This window comes from Pseudomonas putida (assembly GCF_002025705.1).
In the GTDB taxonomy this organism is placed as follows: Bacteria; Pseudomonadota; Gammaproteobacteria; order Pseudomonadales; family Pseudomonadaceae; genus Aquipseudomonas; species Aquipseudomonas putida_J.
On record NZ_CP018846.1, the window covers coordinates 5,414,197 to 5,435,487 of the forward strand.

General features: G+C 63.1%; 14 protein-coding genes. 11 read left to right on the forward strand and 3 right to left on the reverse strand.

The window, feature by feature from the left end; genetic code table 11:
- Positions 1 to 180 precede the first annotated feature (180 nt).
- The 4 genes from gpmI (at position 181) to BUQ73_RS24555 (ending at position 5,349) form a co-directional block, all read left to right on the forward strand.
- On the forward strand, positions 181 to 1,716 hold the full coding sequence (gene gpmI, locus BUQ73_RS24540; protein WP_079230027.1) for a 2,3-bisphosphoglycerate-independent phosphoglycerate mutase: 1,536 nt from the start codon (positions 181 to 183) through the stop codon (positions 1,714 to 1,716).
- 141 nt (positions 1,717 to 1,857) lie between these two features.
- Complete coding sequence (locus tag BUQ73_RS24545; protein WP_079230028.1) at positions 1,858 to 3,159, forward strand: murein hydrolase activator EnvC family protein; 1,302 nt, start codon at positions 1,858 to 1,860, stop codon at positions 3,157 to 3,159.
- A 79-nt stretch (positions 3,160 to 3,238) separates the two neighbouring features.
- Entirely contained in the window at positions 3,239 to 4,573 is a 1,335-nt protein-coding gene (locus BUQ73_RS24550; RefSeq protein WP_079230029.1) for a S41 family peptidase, read from the forward strand.
- Positions 4,574 to 4,581: 8 nt separating this feature from the next.
- A complete protein-coding gene (locus tag BUQ73_RS24555; protein ID WP_079230030.1) occupies positions 4,582 to 5,349 on the forward strand; it encodes a divergent polysaccharide deacetylase family protein in 768 nt (255 codons plus the stop codon).
- 202 nt (positions 5,350 to 5,551) lie between these two features.
- On the opposite strand, the gene BUQ73_RS24560 is transcribed toward BUQ73_RS24555, so the two are convergent.
- Positions 5,552 to 7,498 (reverse strand): BCCT family transporter, encoded by a 1,947-nt coding sequence (locus BUQ73_RS24560; protein ID WP_237772801.1) that lies wholly within the window; start codon positions 7,496 to 7,498, stop codon positions 5,552 to 5,554.
- Between the two features lie 533 nt (positions 7,499 to 8,031).
- Here BUQ73_RS24560 and betI point away from each other — a divergent pair.
- From betI to trxC, 7 genes are all read left to right on the forward strand, one after another.
- Positions 8,032 to 8,688 (forward strand): transcriptional regulator BetI, encoded by a 657-nt coding sequence (gene betI / locus BUQ73_RS24565; protein ID WP_079230032.1) that lies wholly within the window; start codon positions 8,032 to 8,034, stop codon positions 8,686 to 8,688.
- 37 nt (positions 8,689 to 8,725) lie between these two features.
- On the forward strand, positions 8,726 to 10,198 hold the full coding sequence (gene betB / locus BUQ73_RS24570) for a betaine-aldehyde dehydrogenase (RefSeq protein WP_079230033.1): 1,473 nt from the start codon (positions 8,726 to 8,728) through the stop codon (positions 10,196 to 10,198).
- Positions 10,199 to 10,275: 77 nt separating this feature from the next.
- On the forward strand, positions 10,276 to 11,973 hold the full coding sequence (gene betA / locus BUQ73_RS24575) for a choline dehydrogenase (RefSeq protein ID WP_079230034.1): 1,698 nt from the start codon (positions 10,276 to 10,278) through the stop codon (positions 11,971 to 11,973).
- 263 nt (positions 11,974 to 12,236) lie between these two features.
- Positions 12,237 to 13,979, forward strand: coding sequence for a potassium/proton antiporter (locus BUQ73_RS24580; protein ID WP_079230035.1), 1,743 nt, complete (start codon positions 12,237 to 12,239; stop codon positions 13,977 to 13,979).
- Positions 13,980 to 14,014: 35 nt separating this feature from the next.
- Positions 14,015 to 17,323 carry a mechanosensitive channel MscK gene (gene mscK / locus BUQ73_RS24585; protein WP_079230036.1) on the forward strand — a complete coding sequence of 1,103 codons (3,309 nt, stop codon included), beginning with the start codon at positions 14,015 to 14,017 and terminating at the stop codon, positions 17,321 to 17,323.
- 161 nt (positions 17,324 to 17,484) lie between these two features.
- Positions 17,485 to 18,945, forward strand: a complete 1,461-nt coding sequence (gene selO, locus BUQ73_RS24590; RefSeq protein WP_079230037.1) for a protein adenylyltransferase SelO — start codon at positions 17,485 to 17,487, stop codon at positions 18,943 to 18,945.
- Positions 18,946 to 19,075: 130 nt separating this feature from the next.
- Positions 19,076 to 19,510, forward strand: a complete 435-nt coding sequence (trxC, locus tag BUQ73_RS24595) for a thioredoxin TrxC (protein WP_079230038.1) — start codon at positions 19,076 to 19,078, stop codon at positions 19,508 to 19,510.
- Here trxC and BUQ73_RS24600 read toward each other — a convergent pair.
- Together BUQ73_RS24600 and BUQ73_RS24605 are read right to left on the reverse strand one after the other, a co-directional pair.
- Positions 19,507 to 20,280, reverse strand: a complete 774-nt coding sequence (locus tag BUQ73_RS24600) for a ParA family protein (RefSeq protein ID WP_016395419.1) — start codon at positions 20,278 to 20,280, stop codon at positions 19,507 to 19,509. The two genes, trxC and BUQ73_RS24600, sit on opposite strands and share 4 nt — an antisense overlap.
- Before the next feature lie 96 nt (positions 20,281 to 20,376).
- Positions 20,377 to 21,276 carry a LysR family transcriptional regulator gene (locus tag BUQ73_RS24605; RefSeq protein ID WP_079230039.1) on the reverse strand — a complete coding sequence of 300 codons (900 nt, stop codon included), beginning with the start codon at positions 21,274 to 21,276 and terminating at the stop codon, positions 20,377 to 20,379.
- Positions 21,277 to 21,291: the final 15 nt, after the last annotated feature.

The following is a 21,291-nucleotide window of genomic DNA, read 5'->3' on the forward strand; positions in this document are numbered from 1 at the left end:
GCCGGCCAGTATACACAGCCCCCCAGTGCCACCAAAGCCCGAAGGGTCGGTGGTAAAGGTACCTTCATGTTGCCGGGCTGCCCGCGTCGGTCGGGCAACCGGACGATTATTAGCCCCTGATGGCGCATTTGCCCTAAAATGCGTGTCTTTATCATCTTTGAACAACCGTGAGTTTGATTGATGACGAGTACGCCCAAACCCCTGGTGCTGATCATCCTGGATGGATTCGGCCACAGCGAAAGCCCCGAATACAACGCCATCTTCGCCGCCAACACGCCGGTCTATGACCGCCTGCGCGCCACCCAGCCGCATGGCCTGATTTCCGGCTCCGGGATGGATGTCGGCCTGCCGGACGGGCAGATGGGCAACTCCGAAGTCGGCCACATGAACCTCGGCGCCGGGCGCGTCGTCTATCAGGACTTCACCCGGGTGACCAAGGCCATCCGCGATGGTGATTTCTTCGAGAACCCGGTGCTCACCGGCGCGGTGGACAAGGCAGTGGGCGCCGGCAAGGCCGTGCACATCCTCGGCCTGTTGTCCGACGGTGGCGTGCACAGCCATCAGGACCACCTGATCGCCATGGCCGAGCTGGCCGCCCAGCGTGGGGCCGAAAGGATCTACCTGCACGCCTTCCTCGACGGCCGTGACACCCCGCCTCGCAGTGCGCAGTCGTCGATCGAATTGCTCGACGCGACCTTCGCCAAGCTCGGCAAGGGCCGCATCGCCAGCCTGATCGGCCGCTACTTCGCGATGGACCGCGACAACCGCTGGGACCGCGTCAGCGCCGCCTACAACCTGATCGTCGACAGCGTTGCCGATTACACCGCCGACACCGCACTCGCTGGCCTGGAAGCAGCCTACGCCCGCGACGAGAACGATGAATTCGTCAAAGCCACGCGCATTGGCGAGGCGGTCAAGGTCGAGGACGGCGATGCCGTGATCTTCATGAACTTCCGCGCCGACCGCGCCCGCGAGCTGTCGCGTGCCTTCGTGGAGCCGGACTTCAACGAATTCCCGCGTGCGCGCCAGCCGAAAATGGCGGCCTACATCGGCCTCACCCAATACTCGGCTAAAATCGCAGCGCCTGCAGCCTTCGCTCCGTCCAGCCTGAACAACGTGCTCGGCGAGTACCTGGCGAAGAACGGCAAGACCCAGCTGCGCATCGCCGAAACCGAAAAGTACGCGCACGTCACGTTCTTCTTCTCCGGTGGCCGCGAAGAGCCGTTCGAAGGCGAAGAGCGCATCCTGATCCCGTCGCCGAAGGTTGCCACCTACGACCTGCAGCCTGAAATGAACGCACCTGAAGTGACCGACCGCATCGTCGAGGCTATCGAGCAGCAGCGTTTTGACGTGATCGTGGTCAACTACGCCAACGGCGACATGGTCGGCCATACCGGCGTGTTCGAGGCCGCAGTAAAAGCCGTCGAAGCCCTGGATACCTGTGTCGGGCGCATCGTCGAGGCGCTGGAAAAGGTCGATGGCGAAGCCCTGATCACCGCCGACCACGGCAATGTCGAGCAGATGGAAGACGCGTGCACCGGCCAGGCGCACACGGCGCACACCAGCGAGCCGGTGCCGTTCATCTATGTCGGCAAGCGCAAAGTGAAAGTCCGCGAAGGTGGCGTGCTGGCTGATGTAGCGCCGACCATGCTGAAGCTTCTGGGCTTGGAAAAACCGGCAGAAATGACCGGTACTTCGATCCTGGTAGACGCCTGATTCGGTGTGCCGGGGCCACTTTGCAGGCCCATTGCACATGAATTCCGGACAAACGCCCCGCTGCCCCGGCAGCGAGGCGTTTTTTTTGCCTGCCCGCACGGGCATACTAGGCCAGTCTCCATCCTTGGTACGCCAAACCCCATGCTACGCGCCCTGATCCCTTTAGCCCTGTCCTGCCTGCTCAGCCCGGCCTTTGCCGATGAGCGCGCGCAGACCCAGCAGCAACTGGACGCCACCCGCCAGGACATCGCCGAGCTCAAGAAGACGCTGGGCAAGCTCCAGGAAGAAAAAGCCGGCGTGCAAAAAGACCTCAAGGCCACCGAGACCGACATCGGTAACCTGGAGAAGCAGGTGGAGGCCCTGCAACAAGAACTAAAAAAGACCGAGGGCGAGCTGGAGCGCCTTGATACCGAGAAAAAAAAACTCCAGAGCGCCCGCGTTGAACAACAACGACTGATTGCCATCCAGGCCCGTTCGGCCTACCAGAACAACGGCCGCGAGGAATACCTCAAGCTGCTGCTCAACCAGCAGAACCCAGAGAAATTCGCTCGCACCCTGTCCTATTACGACTACCTGAGCAAAGCGCGCCTCGAACAGCTCAAGGCGTTCAACGAGACGCTACGCCAGCTGGCCAATGTCGAGCAGGACATTTCCCGCCAGCAGGAACAGCTGCTGGCCCAGCGCACCGACCTCGACACCCGCCGCCAGGCGCTGGACACCGAGCGCAGCAAGCGCCAGCAGGTACTGGCCAAGCTCAACAGCGACGTGAAAGACGGCGACCAGAAGCTGCAGGCCCGCCAACAGGACCAGGCCGACCTGGCCAAGGTGCTCAAGACCATCGAGGAAACCCTGGCCCGCCAGGCCCGCGAAGCCGAAGAAGCGCGCAAGAAAGCCCTGCTCGCCCAGCAGGAAGCCGAGAAGCGCCGCCAGCAGGAGGCCCTGGCCGCCCGTGCGGACAAAGACAAAGAAGAAGCGGAGCCGCCGAAAAAGGCCCGCACTACCCTCGGCCCGCTGGTTTCCAGTGACGGTGCCAGCTACGGCGGTGCATTTTCTGCCGCGCGGGGAAAACTTCCCTGGCCGGTCAATGGTCGATTGCTGGCACGCTTCGGTGATGCACGCGGCAATGATGTCCGGGCCAAGTGGGACGGCGTGATGATCAGCGCCAGCCCTGGCACCCAGGTACATGCGGTGCACGGCGGGCGCGTGGTGTTTGCCGATTGGTTGCGTGGCGCTGGACTTCTGGTCATTCTCGACCATGGTAATGGTTACCTGAGCCTGTACGGCCACAACCAGAGCCTGCTCAAGAGTGCCGGCGACATCGTCAAGGCCGGCGAAGCCATTTCCACCGTTGGCGACAGCGGTGGCCAGGACAGTGCAGGCTTGTATTTCGCCATCCGCCAGCAGGGCCGGCCGACCGACCCTTCGCAGTGGTGCCGCGGCTGACACATTACATACGGTGTAGCACCAGGCGCTGCACCGATGCTCCGCAGGGAGCGTTTACAGGATCAGGAGTTCGTTCGACATGCTGCACTCGCCTCGCCTTACCCAGCTGGCCCTGACCATCGCTCTGGCGATCGGTGCGCCCCTGGCCAGTGCCGCGGAGCCGGCGAAAGCGTCGCCAGCCAAGGCTGCCGCAGTGCCGGCCACCGAGGTGACCGCCAAGGCGCCACTTCCGCTGGAAGAGCTGCGAACCTTTGCCGAGGTCATGGACCGCATCAAGGCCGCCTACGTCGAACCTGTGGACGACAAGACCCTGCTGGAAAACGCCATCAAGGGCATGCTCAGCAACCTTGACCCACACTCGGCCTACCTCGGCCCTGAGGACTTCCAGGAGCTGCAGGAAAGCACCAGCGGCGAATTCGGCGGCCTCGGTATCGAAGTGGGCCAGGAGGACGGCAATATCAAGGTCGTGTCGCCGATCGACGACACCCCGGCCTCGCGTGCCGGCGTGCAAGCCGGCGACCTGATCGTCAAGATCAACGGCGCCCCGACCCGCGGCCAGACCATGACCGAAGCGGTCGACAAGATGCGTGGCAAGATAGGCGAGAAGATCACCCTGACCCTGGTGCGCGACGGCGGCAGTCCGTTCGACGTGACCCTCGCCCGCGCGGTGATCCAGGTCAAGAGCGTGAAGAGCCAACTGCTGGAAAGCGGCTATGGCTACATTCGCATCACCCAGTTCCAGGTCAAGACCGGTGACGAAGTCGGCAAGGCCCTGGCCAAGCTGCGCAAGGACAACGGCAAGAAGCTGCGCGGGGTTATCCTTGATCTGCGCAACAACCCCGGTGGCGTACTGCAGGCGGCAGTGGAAGTGGCCGACCACTTCCTGACCAAGGGCCTGATCGTCTACACCAAGGGCCGCATCGCCAACTCCGAGCTGCGCTTCTCCGCCGACCCGGCCGACGCCAGCGAAGGCGTACCGTTGGTTGTGCTGATCAACGGCGGCAGCGCCTCGGCCTCGGAAATCGTCGCCGGTGCCCTGCAAGACCACAAACGCGGCGTGCTGATGGGTACCGACAGCTTCGGCAAGGGCTCGGTACAGACCGTGCTGCCACTGGCCAATGACCGTGCGCTGAAGCTCACCACCGCGCTCTACTACACCCCCAACGGCCGCTCGATCCAAGCCCAGGGCATCGTCCCTGACATCGAAGTACGCCCGGCCAAGCTGACCGCCGACGCCAGCGACAACGACACCTTCAAGGAAGCCGACCTGCAGGGCCACCTGGGCAACGGCAACGGCGGCGCCGACCGCCCGACCGGCAGCAGCAAGCGCCAGGAGCGCCCGCAGGACAGTGACTACCAGCTGAGCCAGGCCCTGAGCCTGCTCAAGGGCCTGAACATCACCAAGGGCGACTGATCCACCCCATGCGTTATCTGCTGTGTCTGCTGTTCTGCCTGATGGCCGGGGTCGCGCAAGCGGCGCCGGCCGGCAAGGCCTACCTGAGCATCATCATCGACGACCTGGGCCAGAGCACCGAGCGTGACAACCGTACGCTCGCCCTGCCCGGGCCGGTGACCATGGCGATCATGCCCGACACTCCACATGCCACCGACTTTGCCCGCCAGGCGCACAAGGCCGGTAAGACGGTGATCCTGCACATGCCCATGGACCCGGCCACCGGGCCCTACGCCTGGCACCCGGGCATCCCCATCGAAGAGCTGGCACGACGCCTGGACGCAGCCCTGGCCAAAGTCCCGTACGCTGCCGGTATCAACAACCACATGGGTAGCCGCATGACTGCCCAGCGTGAGCCGATGGCCTGGCTGATGGGTGAACTGCAACGCCGGCACCTGTTCTTCGTCGACAGCCGCACCAGCGCGGCCACGGTCGCTGCGGCCGAAGCTCAGGCGCAAGGCTTGGCGCATGTTTCACGGGATGTGTTCCTCGATGACGTGCGCACAACCGAGGCAATTACCGGACAACTGCAACAAAGTATCGCCCTGGCACGCAAGCAGGGCTCGGCGGTGCTGATCGGGCACCCTTATCCACAGACCCTGGAAGTGCTGGAGCGCGAGTTGCCGAAGCTCAAGAGTCAGGGCATCGAGCTGATCCGACTCAAGCAGATGATTGCCGTGCGCAGCAATCTGGCGATGCCAGGGCATGGCAAGAACGGCCGTTACGCCAACCGATGATATCGCTTTTGCAGGAGCGGCCTTGTTTCGCGAAAGGGCTGCTAAACAGCCCGCCACAACTACTGCACCCAGCCTGGAATTCTGGGCCGCTGCGCGCCCTTAAGGCGAAACAAAGCAGCTACTACAAGGGATCGCACAACCTTAAAGACATAAAAAAACCCCGCTCAGATGAGCGGGGTTTTTTTGCTTGCCTCAAGGGCGATCAGCTGTACACACGCCCCAGCAACTGGCGGTGGCTTTCGAACTGGTCCAGCACATCACGCACGATCTGCTCCGGAGCAAAGCCCATCAGGTCGTACTCCTGGCTGCCGTCGTGCAGGTACACCTCGGCACGGTAGAAGCGCTGGCGCACTTCCGGCTCGCCTTCCACCGGCGCTTCGCTCGGCGCGGCCATATAGCCGTCCAGGCTCACTTCGTAAACGAACGGGTTACCCTCGTCCATCATCACCCGCAGACCCATCATGTTGCGCGACTGGCCAACACGGGTTTCCACCTCAAAGCCCAGGGTCTGCAACTGCGCGGCAGCTTCTTTGAGTGCCGGGCTGACCTGCTTGTCCATGAAACGCTGCACCACGGCCTGGGTCGGCTGCAGATCCAGCTGGCTCAGGCGCTCGCTGAAGCCGCGGCGGCCACGGGCAGCCAGTTCGGCGCGCTCGCCTTCGACGGCGACGTCCTGTTTCATGGCCTTGTACAGGCCGAACATGAACAGCACCAGTACCACCGAGAACGGCAGCCCCGCCAACACCACCATGGTCTGCATGGCTTCGAAATTACCGGCGAACAGCAGGCCGATGGTGACCAGGGTGATGATCACCGACCAGAACACCACCATCCAGTGCGGGGCGTCTTCGTCGACCTTGCCACCTTTGCACGAAAGGTTGGCCATCATCACCGCGCCGGAGTCGGCCGGGGTGAGGAACAGCACGAAGCCGACGAACACCGCCACACCGATCACGATCTTGGCCGCCGGGAAGTATTCCAGCAACTGGTAGATCGACATCGAAGGCTGTTCAAGCGCTGTCTTGCCCAGCTCCACGGCACCGTGGTTGATCACCAGGTCCAGCGCGGTGTTGCCGAAGATCGACAGCCAGGCCAGGGTGAAGCCCAACGGGATCAGCAGCACGCCGCTGACCAGTTGGCGCACGGTACGCCCCTTGGAGATTCGGGCAATGAACATGCCGACGAATGGGCCCCAGGAGATCCACCAGGCCCAGTAGAACACGGTCCACAGGCCCAGCCAGCGCTCGGACTTGCCGGCCTCGCCTTCATACACATAGAGGTCGAAGGTCTTCAGCACGATGCCGTTGAGGTAGTCGCCGACGTTCTGCACGAAGCCGTTGAGCAGGTGCAGGGTCGAGCCGCCCAGGAGGACGAAGATCAGCAGGCCGCTGAACAGCATGATGTTCAGGTTGGACAGGCGGCGGATGCCGTTTTCCACACCCGAGACCGCTGCCACGGTGGCAACGCCCGCCATGACCAGGATCACTACCAGCAGGTTGGTCTTGCTGTGGTCCATGCCGAACAGGTATTCAAGGCCCGAGGCCACCTGCATCGAGCCGATCCCCAGGTTGGTGACCAGGCCCAGCAGGGTGACGAACATGCCGAAGATGTCTACGGCATTGCCCGCAGCGCCCTTGACCCAGCGCTCACCGACCAGCGGGTACAGCGCCGAGCGCAGGGCCAGCGGCTGATTGTGGCGGTAGGCGAAGTAACCCACGGCCAGGCCGACCAGGGCGTAGATCGCCCAGCCGTGCAGGCCCCAGTGCAGGAAGGTCAGCTGCAAACCCTGGCGCGCGGCCTCGAGGCTGGCAGGCGTACCTTCCGGTGGGTTGAAGTAGTGGTCCAGCGGTTCGGAGGCGCCGAAATACAGCAGCGAGATACCGATACCGGAGGAGAACAGCATGCCGGCCCAGGCGCCGTAGCTGAAGTCGGGCTGGTCGTCCTTGCCGCCAAGCTTGAGCTTGCCGTAGTCGGAGAAGGCCAGGTAGACGACGAACAGCAGGTAACTGCAGATCACCAGCATGTAGTACCAGCCGAAGGTGCGCGTCAGCCATTTCTGGGCCACGCCCAGCACCTGGCCGGCGGTTTCGGGTACAGCGATCAACAAGGCAGTCAGAACGAGGATCATCAGCGCGGAGGTGAAGAACACCACGCGGTTGACCCGTACCCTCTCGGCGGGGGGCTTGGTAAGTGAGGCAGAACTCATTGCACGAATGCTCCGGGCAGTGCGGCTGTGGAGGCTAATCAGTCTTTCCCGAGCAATTGGTGGAATATCCCCACTGCATCAGGTGTTATAAAAGCACCCTGGAAACCGTGATCCCGAATCGATACGTTGCAAAAAAACAGACAGGTGGCCTGCTGAAAATGCCACGCCCCAACTGAGGTGCGCGCATTCGTCACAGATCACCCCGCCCGCTCCAAGGGCCTGTCGCAGGCCGGCGGCCGTACGGCAGAATCTGCATTTCGCATCGCTCATGCCCGTCAACGCCTTGTATTCCGGGGGTTACGCGATTTCCTGGGGTGTCAATCCGTGCCTCATTGATCGCTTGAAAGAGTGTCAATGGCACAAATTGTCGCAGAGCTTATTCTTTATTGATTGAACGTTCAATCAAAACAAAATAGACTGGCCTTCGCCGAGTCAGCCGCCTGTCGTCTGCTCGCTGGGCCTGAGGAGATAGCAAGATGCCCAAGGTCGGTATGCAACCCATCCGCCGCCAGCAGTTGATCGAAGCCACGTTGCAGGCGGTCGATCAGGTCGGACTGGGGGACGCCAGCATTGCGCTGATTGCCCGTTTGGCCGGTGTGTCGAACGGCATCATCAGTCACTACTTTCGGGACAAGAACGGCCTGATCGCAGCGACGATGGGTTACATCATGAACATGCTCAACGAAGGCGTTAGAGCACGTCGCCAGGCCCTGACGGACGACAGCCCGCGCGCCCACCTGAAAGTGATCATCGAGGGCAACTTCGATGCCAGCCAGGTGAACGGCCCGGCAATGAAAACCTGGTTGGCCTTCTGGGCTTCCAGCATGCACCAGCCCGATTTGCACAGGTTGCAGCGGATCAACGATCACCGCCTGTATTCCAACCTGTGCTGCCAGTTCCGCCGCGCCCTGCCGCTCTACCATGCGCGCAAGGCAGCCCGCGGCCTGGCGGCCCTGATCGATGGCCTGTGGCTGCGTGGTGCCCTGTCGGGAGATGCATTCGACACCGACCAGGCAATACGGATTGCATACGAATACATGGATCTACAACTGGCTAAACAGCACACCCTGGACACAACCGACCAGGCCGCTGATCAAGCACGCACGGCGCTTGCCAACCCGGCAGGAGCGTGACGCGCAGCCAACCACACACTGCACTTGCGAGGACACTATGGCCCGTTTCGGAACGCAAAAACTCTACATTGATGGCGCTTACGTCGACGCTGGCAGCGATGCCACCTTCGAAGCCATCAACCCGGCTACCGGCGAAGTCCTCGCCCACGTGCAACGTGCCACCGAGGCTGACGTCGAGAAGGCCGTTGAAAGCGCCGAGCGCGGCCAGAAGGTCTGGGCAGCAATGACCGCCATGCAGCGTTCGCGCATCCTGCGCCGCGCCGTCGACATCCTGCGTGAGCGCAACGATGAGCTGGCCATGCTGGAAACCCTGGACACCGGCAAGTCGTACTCGGAAACCCGCTACGTCGATATCGTTACCGGCGCCGACGTGCTCGAGTACTACGCTGGCCTGGTACCGGCCATCGAAGGTGAGCAGATCCCGCTGCGCGAATCGTCCTTCGTCTACACCCGTCGCGAGCCGCTGGGTGTGACCGTCGGTATCGGCGCCTGGAACTACCCGATCCAGATCGCCCTGTGGAAATCCGCCCCGGCCCTGGCTGCTGGCAACGCGATGATCTTCAAGCCATCGGAAGTCACTTCGCTGACCACCCTGAAACTGGCCGAGATCTACACCGAGGCCGGCCTGCCGAACGGCGTATTCAACGTCCTGACCGGCAGCGGCCGCGAAGTCGGCACCTGGCTGACCGAACACCCGCGTATCGAGAAAGTCTCCTTCACCGGCGGCACCACCACCGGCAAGAAAGTCATGGCCAGCGCCTCGAGCTCGTCGCTCAAGGAAGTCACCATGGAACTGGGCGGCAAGTCGCCACTGATCATCTGCGCCGACGCCGACCTGGACAAGGCCGCCGACATCGCCATGATGGCCAACTTCTACAGCTCCGGCCAGGTGTGCACCAACGGCACCCGCGTGTTCATCCCGGCTGAAATGAAGGCCGCCTTCGAAGCCAAGATCGCCGAGCGCGTTGCCCGCATCCGCGTTGGCAACCCAGAAGACGAGAACACCAACTTCGGCCCACTGGTCAGCTTCCAGCACATGGAAAGCGTGCTCGGCTACATCGCCAAAGGCAAAGAAGAAGGCGCCCGTGTGCTGTGTGGCGGCGAGCGACTGACTACCGGTGATTTCGCCAACGGTGCCTTCGTCGCGCCGACCGTGTTCACCGACTGCAGCGACGACATGACCATCGTCAAGGAAGAAATCTTCGGCCCGGTGATGAGCATCCTCACCTACGAAACCGAAGAAGAAGTCATCCGCCGCGCCAACGACACCGACTACGGCCTGGCCGCTGGTGTCTGCACCAACGACATCTCCCGCGCCCACCGTATCATCCACCAGCTGGAAGCCGGTATCTGCTGGATCAACGCCTGGGGCGAATCGCCAGCCGAAATGCCGGTTGGCGGCTACAAGCAGTCGGGCGTCGGCCGTGAGAACGGCGTCAGCTCGCTGGCTCAATACACTCGCATCAAGTCGGTCCAGGTCGAGCTGGGCGGCTACAACTCGGTTTTCTAAGCCCTGTCTAGCCACGCCCGTGCCACTGCGCACGGGCGTTCCCGCTCCCTGATCACCGCCAACACGAGGGTACTTCCATGTCCCAAGAATTCGATTACATCATCGTCGGCGCAGGCTCCGCCGGTAACACTCTGGCTACCCGCCTGACCGAAGACGCTGGCGTCAGCGTACTGCTGCTGGAAGCCGGTGGCCCCGACTACCGCTTCGACTTCCGCACCCAGATGCCAGCCGCCCTGGCCTTCCCGCTGCAAGGCCGCCGCTACAACTGGGCCTACGAGACCGACCCGGAGCCGTTCATGGACGGTCGCCGCATGGAATGTGGCCGCGGCAAGGGCCTGGGTGGCTCGTCGCTGATCAACGGCATGTGCTACATCCGCGGCAACGCCATGGACTTCGACGGCTGGGCAGAACTGCCAGGCCTGGAAGACTGGACCTACCTGGACTGCCTGCCGTACTTCCGCAAGGCCGAAACCCGCGACATCGGCCCGAACGACTACCACGGCGGCGAAGGCCCGGTCAGCGTGGCCACGCCGAAAGCCGGCAACAACCCGCTGTTCCACGCCATGGTCGAAGCCGGCGTGCAGGCCGGTTACCCGCGCACTGAAGACCTCAACGGTTACCAGCAGGAAGGTTTCGGTCCGATGGACCGTTCGGTGACCAAGAACGGCCGCCGTTCCAGCACCGCCCGTGGTTACCTGGACCAGGCCAAGAAGCGCCCGAACCTGACCATCGTCACCCACGCTCTGAGCGACCGCGTGCTGTTCGACGGCAAGCGTGCCGTTGGCGTGACCTACCTGGTCGGCGACAGCGAAGAGCGCGTCGAAGCCCGCGCCCGCAAGGAAGTGATCGTCAGCTCCGGTGCCATTGCTTCGCCGCAACTGCTGCAGCGCTCCGGCGTAGGCCCGCGCGCCCTGCTGGAAAGCCTCGACATCCCGGTCGTGCACGACCTGCCGGGCGTCGGCGAGAACCTGCAGGACCACCTCGAGCTGTACCTGCAGTACGCCTGCACCCAGCCCGTGTCGCTGTACCCATCGCTGCTGTGGTGGAACCAGCCGGCCATCGGTGCCGAGTGGATGTTCAAGGGTACCGGTATCGGCGCCAGCAACCAGTTCGAGGCCGGCGGTTTCATTCGCACCCGTCCTGAGTTCAAGTGGCCGAACATCCAGTACCACTTCCTGCCGGTGGCGATCAATTACAACGGCTCCAACGGCGTGAAGGAACACGGCTTCCAGGCGCACATGGGCTCGATGCGTTCGCCTGCCCGTGGTCGTATCCAGGCCAAGTCGAAAAACCCGCGCCAGCACCCGAGCATCCTGTTCAACTACATGTCCACCGAGCAGGACTGGCAGGAATTCCGCGACGGCATCCGCCTGACCCGCGAGATCATGGCCCAGCCGGCGCTGGACCCGTATCGCGGTCGCGAAATCAGCCCTGGCGCCCACGTGCAAACCGATGAAGAGCTGGACAAGTTCATCCGCGAGCACGCCGAAACCGCCTTCCACCCTTCCTGCTCGTGCAAGATGGGCACCGACGACATGGCTGTGGTCGACGCCGAAGGCCGTGTACACGGCATGAAAGGCCTGCGCGTGGTCGATGCTTCGATCATGCCGCTGATCATCACCGGCAACCTCAATGCCACCACGATCATGATCGCCGAGAAAATCTCGGACAAGATCCGTGGCCGCAAGCCGCTGCCACGCAGCACCGCCAAGTACTATGTGGCGGGCGATGCACCGGTGAAGGGCAAGCCGATGCGTGAAGTGAAGCAGGCGTAAGCCTGCTCCGGCCCATTCGCGGGCAAGCCCGCTCCCACAGTTCATCACAGGGCTCTGGTGTTGTGATCATCCTGTGGGAGCGGGCTTGCCCGCGAAAGGGCCCACCCAGGCAACACAAGAAAAGGCACCCATCGCGGTGCCTTTTCTACATCTGCAGAAACGCTTTACATGCTGCCAATTCATCAGGTTAGAATCGATTGGCACGCGACTTGCCAAGTCAAGGAGCGAAGCCCCCTTCCCGCGATATCCCGGAGTACCTGCCTTTGGATGCAAGCACCATCAACAGCCTGTTTCTGATCGGCGCATTGCTGGTGGGCGCAAGTATCCTGGTCAGCTCGCTGTCGTCGCGCCTGGGCATCCCTATTCTGGTCATCATCCTCGCCGTCGGCATGGTCGCCGGTGTCGATGGTGGCGGCATCATTTTCAACAACTACCCGACCGCCTACCTGGTGGGCAACCTTGCACTGGCAGTGATCCTGCTCGACGGTGGCTTGCGCACACGGGTGGCGAGCTTCCGCGTGGCACTGTGGCCTGCGCTGTCGCTGGCCACGGTCGGCGTGATGATCACCACCGCGCTCACTGGCCTGGTGGCCGCCTGGCTGTTCCACCTGAGCCTGATCCAGGGCCTGCTGATCGGCGCCATCGTCGGCTCCACCGACGCTGCGGCAGTGTTCTCGCTGCTTGGCGGCAAAGGCCTGAACGAGCGGGTCACCGCCACCCTGGAAATCGAGTCGGGCAGCAATGACCCGATGGCAGTGTTCCTCACCGTCACCCTGATCGACATGATCGCCAGCGGCCAGACCGGCCTGCACTGGAGCCTGCTGACCCACCTGCTGCGCGAGTTCGGCATCGGCAGCCTGCTGGGGCTGGGCGGTGGCTGGCTGATGCTGCAACTGGTCAACCGTATCAACCTGGCCGGCGGCCTGTACCCGATCCTGGTGGTGGCCGGCGGCCTGGTGGTGTTCTCGCTGACCAACGCCCTGCATGGCAGCGGTTTCCTCGCCGTGTATTTGTGCGGCCTGGTGCTGGGCAACAAGCCGATCCGCAGCCGCCACGGCATCCTGCACATGCTCGACGGCATGGCCTGGCTGGCGCAGATCGGCATGTTCCTGGTGCTTGGGCTGCTGGTCACGCCCCACGACTTGCTGCCGATTGCCCTGCCGGCACTGGGCCTGGCGCTGTGGATGATCCTGGTGGCGCGGCCGCTGTCGGTGGTTGCTGCACTGTTGCCGTTCAAGGCTTTCCATGGCCGCGAAAAGGGCTTCATCTCCTGGGTTGGCCTGCGCGGTGCGGTGCCGATCATTCTGGCGGTGTTCCCGTTGATGGCCGGCCTGCCCGACGCCCAGCTGTTCTTCAACCTGGCGTTCTTCATCGTGCTGGTATCGCTGTTGGTGCAGGGCACCAGCCTGCCGTGGATGGCCAAGCTGCTGAAGGTCACCGTACCACCAGACCCGGCGCCGATTTCCCGCTCCGCGCTGGAAGTGCACATCACCAGCGAGTGGGAGCTGTTCGTCTACCGCCTGGGTGCGGAAAAGTGGTGCATCGGCGCCGCTCTGCGCGAGCTGAAAATGCCCGAAGGCACGCGTATTGCCGCGCTGTTCCGGGCCGAGCAACTGCTGCACCCGTCCGGCAGCACGGTACTTGAAGTAGGTGACATGCTTTGTGTGATCGGCCACGAACACAACCTGCCGGCGTTGGGCAAACTGTTCAGCCAGGCACCCCAGCGTGGCCTGGACCTGCGTTTCTTCGGCGACTTCGTGCTTGAAGGCGATGCCGAGCTGGGCGCGGTGGCCGCCCTTTATGGCCTCAAACTGGACGGCCTGGACGCAAAAATGCCGCTGGCTCAGTTCATCCGACAGAAGGTCGGAGGCGCTCCAGTAGTAGGCGACCAGGTCGAATGGCATGGCACAATCTGGACCGTAGCGACCATGGACGGGAACAAGATCCAGAAAGTCGGCGTCAGATTCCCCGAGGGAACGCGACCCGGACCAGGATTGTTCCTCTAAACTCCGTATCTGCCTGATCCACAAGTAGTCTGCCTATGTCCTTGCGCGTGTACCTTCGCACAGCCCTGCTCGGGTTGTGCCTGTCCCTTTCTTTCGCGGTCGACGCGGCAGAAGCCCCGACCACCGCCAGCATCCAGAACAGCCTCGACAAGATCGCCGAGCGTAAGCTGCCCGAAGCCGACCAGAAGGCCCTGCAGCAGGTGCTCGAGCAAACCTTGAGCCTGCTCAACAGCAAGGAAGACAGCGAGAAGAAGCTTGCCGCGCTCAAGCAGCAGCTGGCCAGCGCCCCCAAGGAAACCAGCGACAGCCAGAAAGAACTGGCCAGGCTCAAGGAGAGCAAGCCGCAACCGGTCGCCCAGCGCTATGCCAACCTGACCGTGCCACAGCTGGAGCAGATGCTCAGCGAGCGCAACACCCAGCAGGGTGAGCTGCAGAAGGCGCTGTCCGAAGCCAACAGCCTGATCATCAACTCGCAGACCCGCCCCGAGCGGGCCCAGGCCGAGATCAGCAACAACCAGACCCGCACCCAGCAGATCAACAACAGCCTCAAGAGCGGCAAGGACGGCGGCAAGTCGATCAACGCCGACCAGCGCAACCAGCTCAATGCCGAACTGGCCTCGCTCAATGCGCTGACCCTGCTGCGCCGCCAGGAGCTGGCCGGCAACGGCCTGCTGCAAGACCTTGGCAACGCCCGCCACGACCTGCTGATCGAGCGCGCCGCACGCCTGGAGCAGGAAATCCAGGACCTGCAGACGCTGATCAACGAAAAGCGCCTGGCCCAGTCCCAACAGACCGTCACCCAGCAGTCGATCGAGGCGCAAAAAGCCGGTGGCAGCAGCCTGCTGGCCACTGAAAGCGCTGCCAACCTCAAGCTCTCCGACTACCTGCTCAAAAGCACCGACCGCCTCAACGAGCTGACCCAGCAGAACCTGCGCACCAAGCAGCAGCTCGACAGCCTGACCCAAGCCGACCAGGCGCTGGATGAGCAGATCAATGTGCTCAAGGGCAGCCTGCTGTTGTCGAAGATCCTCTACAAGCAGAAGCAGGCGCTGCCGCACCTGAAGCTTGACCGCGACCTGGCCGACCAGATCGCCGATATCCGCCTGTACCAGTTCGAGATCAATCAGCAGCGCGAGCAGATGAGCAGCCCGGTGGCCTACGTCGACAAGCTGTTGGCCAACCAGCCGCAGGAAGATGTCACACCGCAGCTGCGCAAGGCCCTGCTGGAAGTGGCGATCACCCGCAGCGACCTGCTCGAACGGCTTAACCGCGAGCTGTCGGCACTGCTGAACGAATCGATCACCCTGCAGCTCAACCAGAAACAACTGCTCGGCACCGCCCAAGGGCTGCGCAATACCCTCGACGAGCAGATGTTCTGGATCCCCAGCAACAAGCCACTGGATTGGGACTGGCTCAGTTTCGTGCCAACCCGTTTGCCCGAACAGATCGCCAGCCTGCCCTGGGGGTCGGGCATCAAGGAAGTGGCCGATGGACTGAGCCAGCGCCCGTTGCTGTTCCTGCCCCTGCTACTGGCTATCGGTGGCCTGCTGTGGCGGCGCAAGTACCTGTATCAACGGCTGGGTAAAGTGCATCAGGATATCGGCCACTTCCGCCGTGACAGCCAGTGGCACACGCCCCAGGCCATCCTGATCAACATCCTCCTGGCGATGCCGGTGAGCCTGGGCCTGGCACTGTGCAGTTATGCCCTGCAGATCGATGCCCGCGGCCAGAACGCCAACCTCGGTGCGGCGCTGTGGCAACTGGCCCAAGCCTGGTTGGTGTTCTACACCGCCTACCGCATCCTCGCCCCCGGCGGCGTGGCGGAGATCCACTTCCGCTGGCACAAGCCGCAGGTCGAGTTCCTGCGCGGCTGGGTTCGCCGGCTGGGCACCGTGGTGCTGGCGCTGGTCGGTGTGGTAGCTGTCGCCGAGCACCAGCCTTCGGCCCTGGCCGACGATGTACTCGGTATCGGTGTGGTACTGACCTGCTATGCGCTGATGGCCTGGCTGCTCAGCCGCCTGCTGCTCAGCAGCCCCGCGCACCGTGACACCTCGCTGTTCCGCAAAGCTGTCGGGGTGGCTTTCACCGCCCTGCCGATCGCGCTGTTCGTGGCAGTCTGCTTTGGCTACTACTACACCGCACTGAAACTGACCGACCGGCTGATCTATACCCTCTACCTGCTGCTGTTCTGGCTGGTGATCGAGGCGGCCTTCGTCCGCGGCCTGTCGGTGGCTGCACGGCGCCTGGCCTACCAGCGCGCACTGAGCAAGCGCCAGGCCGCCAAGGAGGGGCTGGATGGTGAAGTCATCACCGAAGAGCCGACCCTGGACATCGAACAGGTCAACCAGCAGTCGCTGCGCCTGATCCGCCTGGCCCTGCTCGGCGGCTTCATCGCCGGCTTGTACTGGGTCTGGTCGGACCTGATCTCGGTGTTCGCCTACCTCAATAACTTCACCCTGTACGAATACACCAGCGGCACTGGCACCGCCGCCAGCATGGTGCCGATCAGCCTCGGCGACCTGCTCGGCGCCCTGGTGATAGTGGGCATCACCTTCGCCCTGGCCGGCAACTTGCCGGGCCTGCTGGAAGTGCTGGTGCTGTCGCGCCTGAACCTGGCCCAGGGCAGTGCCTATGCCACCACCACGCTGCTGTCCTACACCATCGTCGGCGTCGGCATCGTCAGCACCCTGTCGACCCTCGGGGTAAGCTGGGACAAGCTGCAATGGCTGGTGGCGGCACTATCGGTGGGCCTGGGCTTCGGCATGCAGGAGATCTTCGCCAACTTCATCTCCGGCATCATGATCCTGTTCGAGCGCCCGGTGAGGATTGGCGACACCATCACCATTGGCAACCTGTCTGGTACGGTCAGCAAGATCCGCATCCGCGCCACCACCATCACCGACTTCGACCGCAAGGACATCATCGTCCCCAACAAGACCTTCATCACCGGCCAGCTGATCAACTGGTCGCTGACCGACACGGTCACCCGGGTGACGCTGAAGCTGGGCATCGACTATGGCTCCGACCTGGACCTGGTGCGCGACCTGCTGCTCAAGGGCGCCCACGAGAACCCGCGGGTGCTCAAGGACCCAGAGCCGATCGTGTACTTCCTGAATTTCGGCGAGAGCTCGCTGGACCATGAGCTGCGCATGCACGTACGTGACCTCGGCGACCGCAACCCGACGCTGGACGAGATCAACCGCTACATCAACCGCGAGTTCAAGGCCCACAACATCAAGATCTCGGTACGCCAGGTCGAGGTATTCCTGATGGACCCGAAAGGCGGCAAGCAGCAGTTGATCCCGATGGAGCAACCTAAGCCGGATGGCAGTCCTTCGGCCTGAGTGGGCTCGAATACTTTATTCTGTGCAAATCCCCTGCGAGGGCTTCGCCCTCGTTCGCGGGCAAGCCCGCTCCCACAGAGACCGCACATTACTGTGGAAGCGGGCTTGCCCGCGAAGGGCCGTAAAGCGGCCCCGATGTCCCGACTTCAGGAGCCGGCCCCGTGAAAGCCCTCGACCAACTCAGCTTCGACAACCGCTTCGCCCGCCTGGGCGATGCGTTCTCCACCCAGGTCCTGCCCGAGCCGATCGCCGAGCCGCGTCTGGTAGTGGCGAGCGAGTCGGCCATGGCCCTGCTCGACCTCGACCCTGCCCAGGCCGAATTACCAGTATTCGCCGAAATATTCAGCGGTCACAAGCTCTGGGAACAGGCCGACCCACGAGCGATGGTCTATTCCGGCCACCAATTCGGCTCCTACAACCCGCGCCTGGGCGATGGCCGCGGCCTGCTGCTGGCTGAAGTGCTGAATGACCAGGGCGAACACTGGGACCTGCACCTCAAGGGTGCCGGCCAGACGCCGTACTCGCGCATGGGCGATGGGCGTGCCGTGCTGCGCTCGTCAATCCGTGAATTCCTCGCCTCCGAAGCCCTGCACGCCCTCGGCATCCCCACCAGCCGGGCGCTGTGTGTGATCGGTTCGAACACCCCGGTGTGGCGTGAAACCCGAGAAAGCGCCGCCATGCTCACCCGCCTGGCGCAGAGCCACGTGCGCTTCGGCCACTTCGAGTACTTCTACTACACCAAACAGCCCGAGCAGCAGCGCGTGCTGATCGACCATGTGCTGGAGCAGCACTACCCCGAATGCCGCGATGCCGAAGAGCCGTACCTGGCGATGTTCCGCACCATCGTCGAGCGCAATGCCGAGCTGATCGCCCGCTGGCAGGCTTATGGCTTCTGCCACGGGGTGATGAACACCGACAACATGTCGATCCTCGGCATCACCTTCGATTTCGGGCCATACGCCTTCCTCGACGACTTCGACGCCAATTTCATCTGCAACCACTCCGACGACCGTGGCCGTTACAGCTACGCCAACCAGGTGCCAATCGCCCACTGGAACCTCAGCGCCCTGGCTCAGGCCCTGACCACGGTGATCGAAGTGGAACCGCTCAAGGAAGCGCTGGGCCTGTTCCTGCCGCTGTACCAGGCGCACTACCTGGACCTGATGCGTCGGCGCCTGGGGCTGACCACTGGCGAAGACGACGACATGGCGCTGGTCGAGCGCCTGTTACAGCGCATGCAGAGCGGTGGCGTGGATTACAGCCTGTTCTTCCGCAGGATGGGGGAGCTACCCGTTGCCGAAGCGCTGAAGGTGGTGCGCGACGACTTCATCGACCTCGCCGGCTTCGATGCCTGGGGCGCGGATTACCTGGCCCGTTGCGCGCGCGAGCCCGGTAATGCCGAAGGCCGCCGTGAGCGGATGCATGCCGTGAACCCGCTGTACGTGCTACGCAACTACCTGGCGCAAAAGGCCATCGAAGCGGCCGAAGCGGGGGACTACAGTCAAGTGCGGCGGCTGCATCAGGTGCTGAGCAAACCTTTTGAAGAACAGCCCGGGATGCAGGCCTACGCCGAGCGGCCGCCAGAGTGGGGCAAACACCTGGAAATCAGTTGCTCTTCATGAATTCTGGGGCCGCTGCGCGGCCCTTTCGCGACACAAGGCCGCTCCTACAGGCCTGTGCGAGCCCTTGTAGGAGCGGCCTTGTGTCGCGAAAGGGCTGCGCAGCAGCCCCAAAAAACTCAAGGAATCAAAAATGTCCGACCCACTGGTAATCCCCTGCCCCCACTGCAACGGCCTTAATCGCCTGCCGGCAGCGCGCTTGGGTGACGCCCCAAAATGCGGCCGCTGCAAACAGGACGTACTGCTGAGCCAGCCCTTTGAACTCAGCGAAGCCAATTATGCCAGCCAGATCAAGGGCGACCTGCCGCTGCTGATAGACGTCTGGGCCGACTGGTGCGGCCCATGCAAATCTTTCGCCCCGACCTTCGAGCAGGCCGCCCGCCAGCTCACGGGCCGCTGCCGCCTGGCCAAGCTCGACAGCGAAGCCAACCGCAACCTCGCCGGGCAACTGGGCATTCGCTCGATCCCCAGCCTGATCCTGTTCAAGAACGGCCGCGAAATCAGCCGCCAGGCCGGGGCTTTTCCACTCCAGTCGTTGCTGGAGTGGCTGCGTAGCCAGGGGGTCTAAGCGTTCTCTTCGAGCAGCGAATGCAGCTCGACAAACTGCTGGGTCAGCTTGTGCCGTGGTTCCAGGTGGATCAACGGCAGGTTGGCGTGGTGCGATTCGCGCATCTTCACCGAGCTGCCCAGGTACACCGGCAACACCGGCAGCCCTTCGGCCAACAGCTCGTCGAGCATCTGCTGGGGCAGGCTGGCGCGGGACTGGAACTGATTGACCACGATGCCTTCGACCACCAGGTCTTCGTTGTGGTCGTCCTTGAGCTCTTCGATTTCAGCCAGCAGGCCGTACAGCGCCTGGCGCGAGAAGCTGTCACAGTCGAAGGGAATCAACACACGATCAGCCGCGATCAACGCGGAAACCGCATAGAAATTGAGGGCCGGCGGTGTGTCGATGTAGATCCGTTCGTAGTCTTCGTCCAGCTCGTCGAGCAACTTACGCAGCTTGTTGATCTTGTGCTTGGCCTCAAGCTTCGGCTGCAGGTCGGCCAGCTCTGCCGTGGCGGTGACCACGTGCAGGTTATCGAACGGGGTTTCGTAGATATCGACCTTGTTCTTCTTGCTGAATGGCCCGCTGGACAGGCTTTGCTTGAAGAAATCGGCGATACCCATGGGGATATCGTCGCCGGTCAGGCCGGTCAGGTACTGGGTCGAGTTGGCCTGGGCGTCCAGGTCGATCAGCAAGGTCCGATAACCTTCGCTGGCGCTCACTGCCGCCAGGTTGCAAGCGATGCTCGACTTGCCCACGCCACCTTTCTGATTGAACACCACGCGCCGCATGATTGACCTCCGTGTATCAACGAATGCCCGAGTATGTGGCGGCGACGCGGCTATGGCCAGTGCCATTTGCCCATTAGCCGGAACAAGGTGCAAACATCACCCCTGGCCAGCCACCAACCCCGTCAGCAACTCGGCGAACGCCCGGGCCATCGCCGAGCCACCCCGCTCGCGCTGCACCAGCCATACCGCCGACATCGCCCCTTCATCCAGCAGGGTGCGGTACACCACGCCTTCGATGCGCATGCGCTGGAACGACGCGGGCAGCACCGAGACCCCCAACCCCGCCGACACCAGGCCGATAATGGTCATCGCCTCCCCTGCCTCCTGAGCAAAATGCGGGCTGAACCCGGCCTGGCGTGCCAGGCTCAGCAACTGCGCATGCAACCCGCTGCCGTAGCTACGCGGGAAGAACACGAACGGTTCATGGGCCAGGGCGGCCATGTGCACGCCATGCTCCGTGCCTTCGGCCAGCGGATGCGAGGCATTGATCACCGCCACCAGCGGCTCGCGGAACAACTCGGTGGCCACCAGGCCCTCCGGCAGCGGCATCGGCCGCATCAGCCCGACCTCGATGGACTCGTCGAACACCCCTTCGGCGACATCCCGGCTGCTCATTTCCTTGAGGTTCAGGTGCACTGCCGGGAAGCGCTGGCGAAAGGCATGGATGGCCTTGGGAATCTTCGAGGTGAACGGCGCCGACGAGGTGAAGCCGATCTTCATCTCGCCCAGCTCACCCAACTGCGCGCGTCGCGCCACGTCGGCCGCCTTCTCTACCTGCGCCAGCACCTGGCGCGCCTCTTCGAGGAACAATCGGCCAGCCTCACTCAGCTCGACCCGACGATTGGTCCGCTCGAACAGGCGAGCGCCAAGTTCCTGCTCCAATGCCTGGATCTGCTGGCTCAAGGGCGGCTGGGAGATGCCCAACTGCTGGGCGGCGCGGCCGAAGTGCAGCTCTTCGGCAACGGCGATGAAGTAACGCAAATGGCGCAGTTCCATCATTGGCTCCAATTA

Excerpts from the sequence above, each read along its gene's own strand:
- gpmI (WP_079230027.1), top strand. The coding sequence starts at position 181 with ATGACGAGTACGCCCAAACCCCTGGTGCTGATCATCCTGGATGGATTC.
- BUQ73_RS24545 (WP_079230028.1), top strand. The coding sequence starts at position 1,858 with ATGCTACGCGCCCTGATCCCTTTAGCCCTGTCCTGCCTGCTCAGCCCG.
- BUQ73_RS24550 (WP_079230029.1), top strand. The coding sequence starts at position 3,239 with ATGCTGCACTCGCCTCGCCTTACCCAGCTGGCCCTGACCATCGCTCTG.
- BUQ73_RS24555 (WP_079230030.1), top strand. The coding sequence starts at position 4,582 with ATGCGTTATCTGCTGTGTCTGCTGTTCTGCCTGATGGCCGGGGTCGCG.
- betI (WP_079230032.1), top strand. The coding sequence starts at position 8,032 with ATGCCCAAGGTCGGTATGCAACCCATCCGCCGCCAGCAGTTGATCGAA.
- betB (WP_079230033.1), top strand. The coding sequence starts at position 8,726 with ATGGCCCGTTTCGGAACGCAAAAACTCTACATTGATGGCGCTTACGTC.
- betA (WP_079230034.1), top strand. The coding sequence starts at position 10,276 with ATGTCCCAAGAATTCGATTACATCATCGTCGGCGCAGGCTCCGCCGGT.
- mscK (WP_079230036.1), top strand. The coding sequence starts at position 14,015 with ATGTCCTTGCGCGTGTACCTTCGCACAGCCCTGCTCGGGTTGTGCCTG.
- trxC (WP_079230038.1), top strand. The coding sequence starts at position 19,076 with ATGTCCGACCCACTGGTAATCCCCTGCCCCCACTGCAACGGCCTTAAT.
- BUQ73_RS24600 (WP_016395419.1), bottom strand. The coding sequence starts at position 20,280 with ATGCGGCGCGTGGTGTTCAATCAGAAAGGTGGCGTGGGCAAGTCGAGC.
- BUQ73_RS24605 (WP_079230039.1), bottom strand. The coding sequence starts at position 21,276 with ATGGAACTGCGCCATTTGCGTTACTTCATCGCCGTTGCCGAAGAGCTG.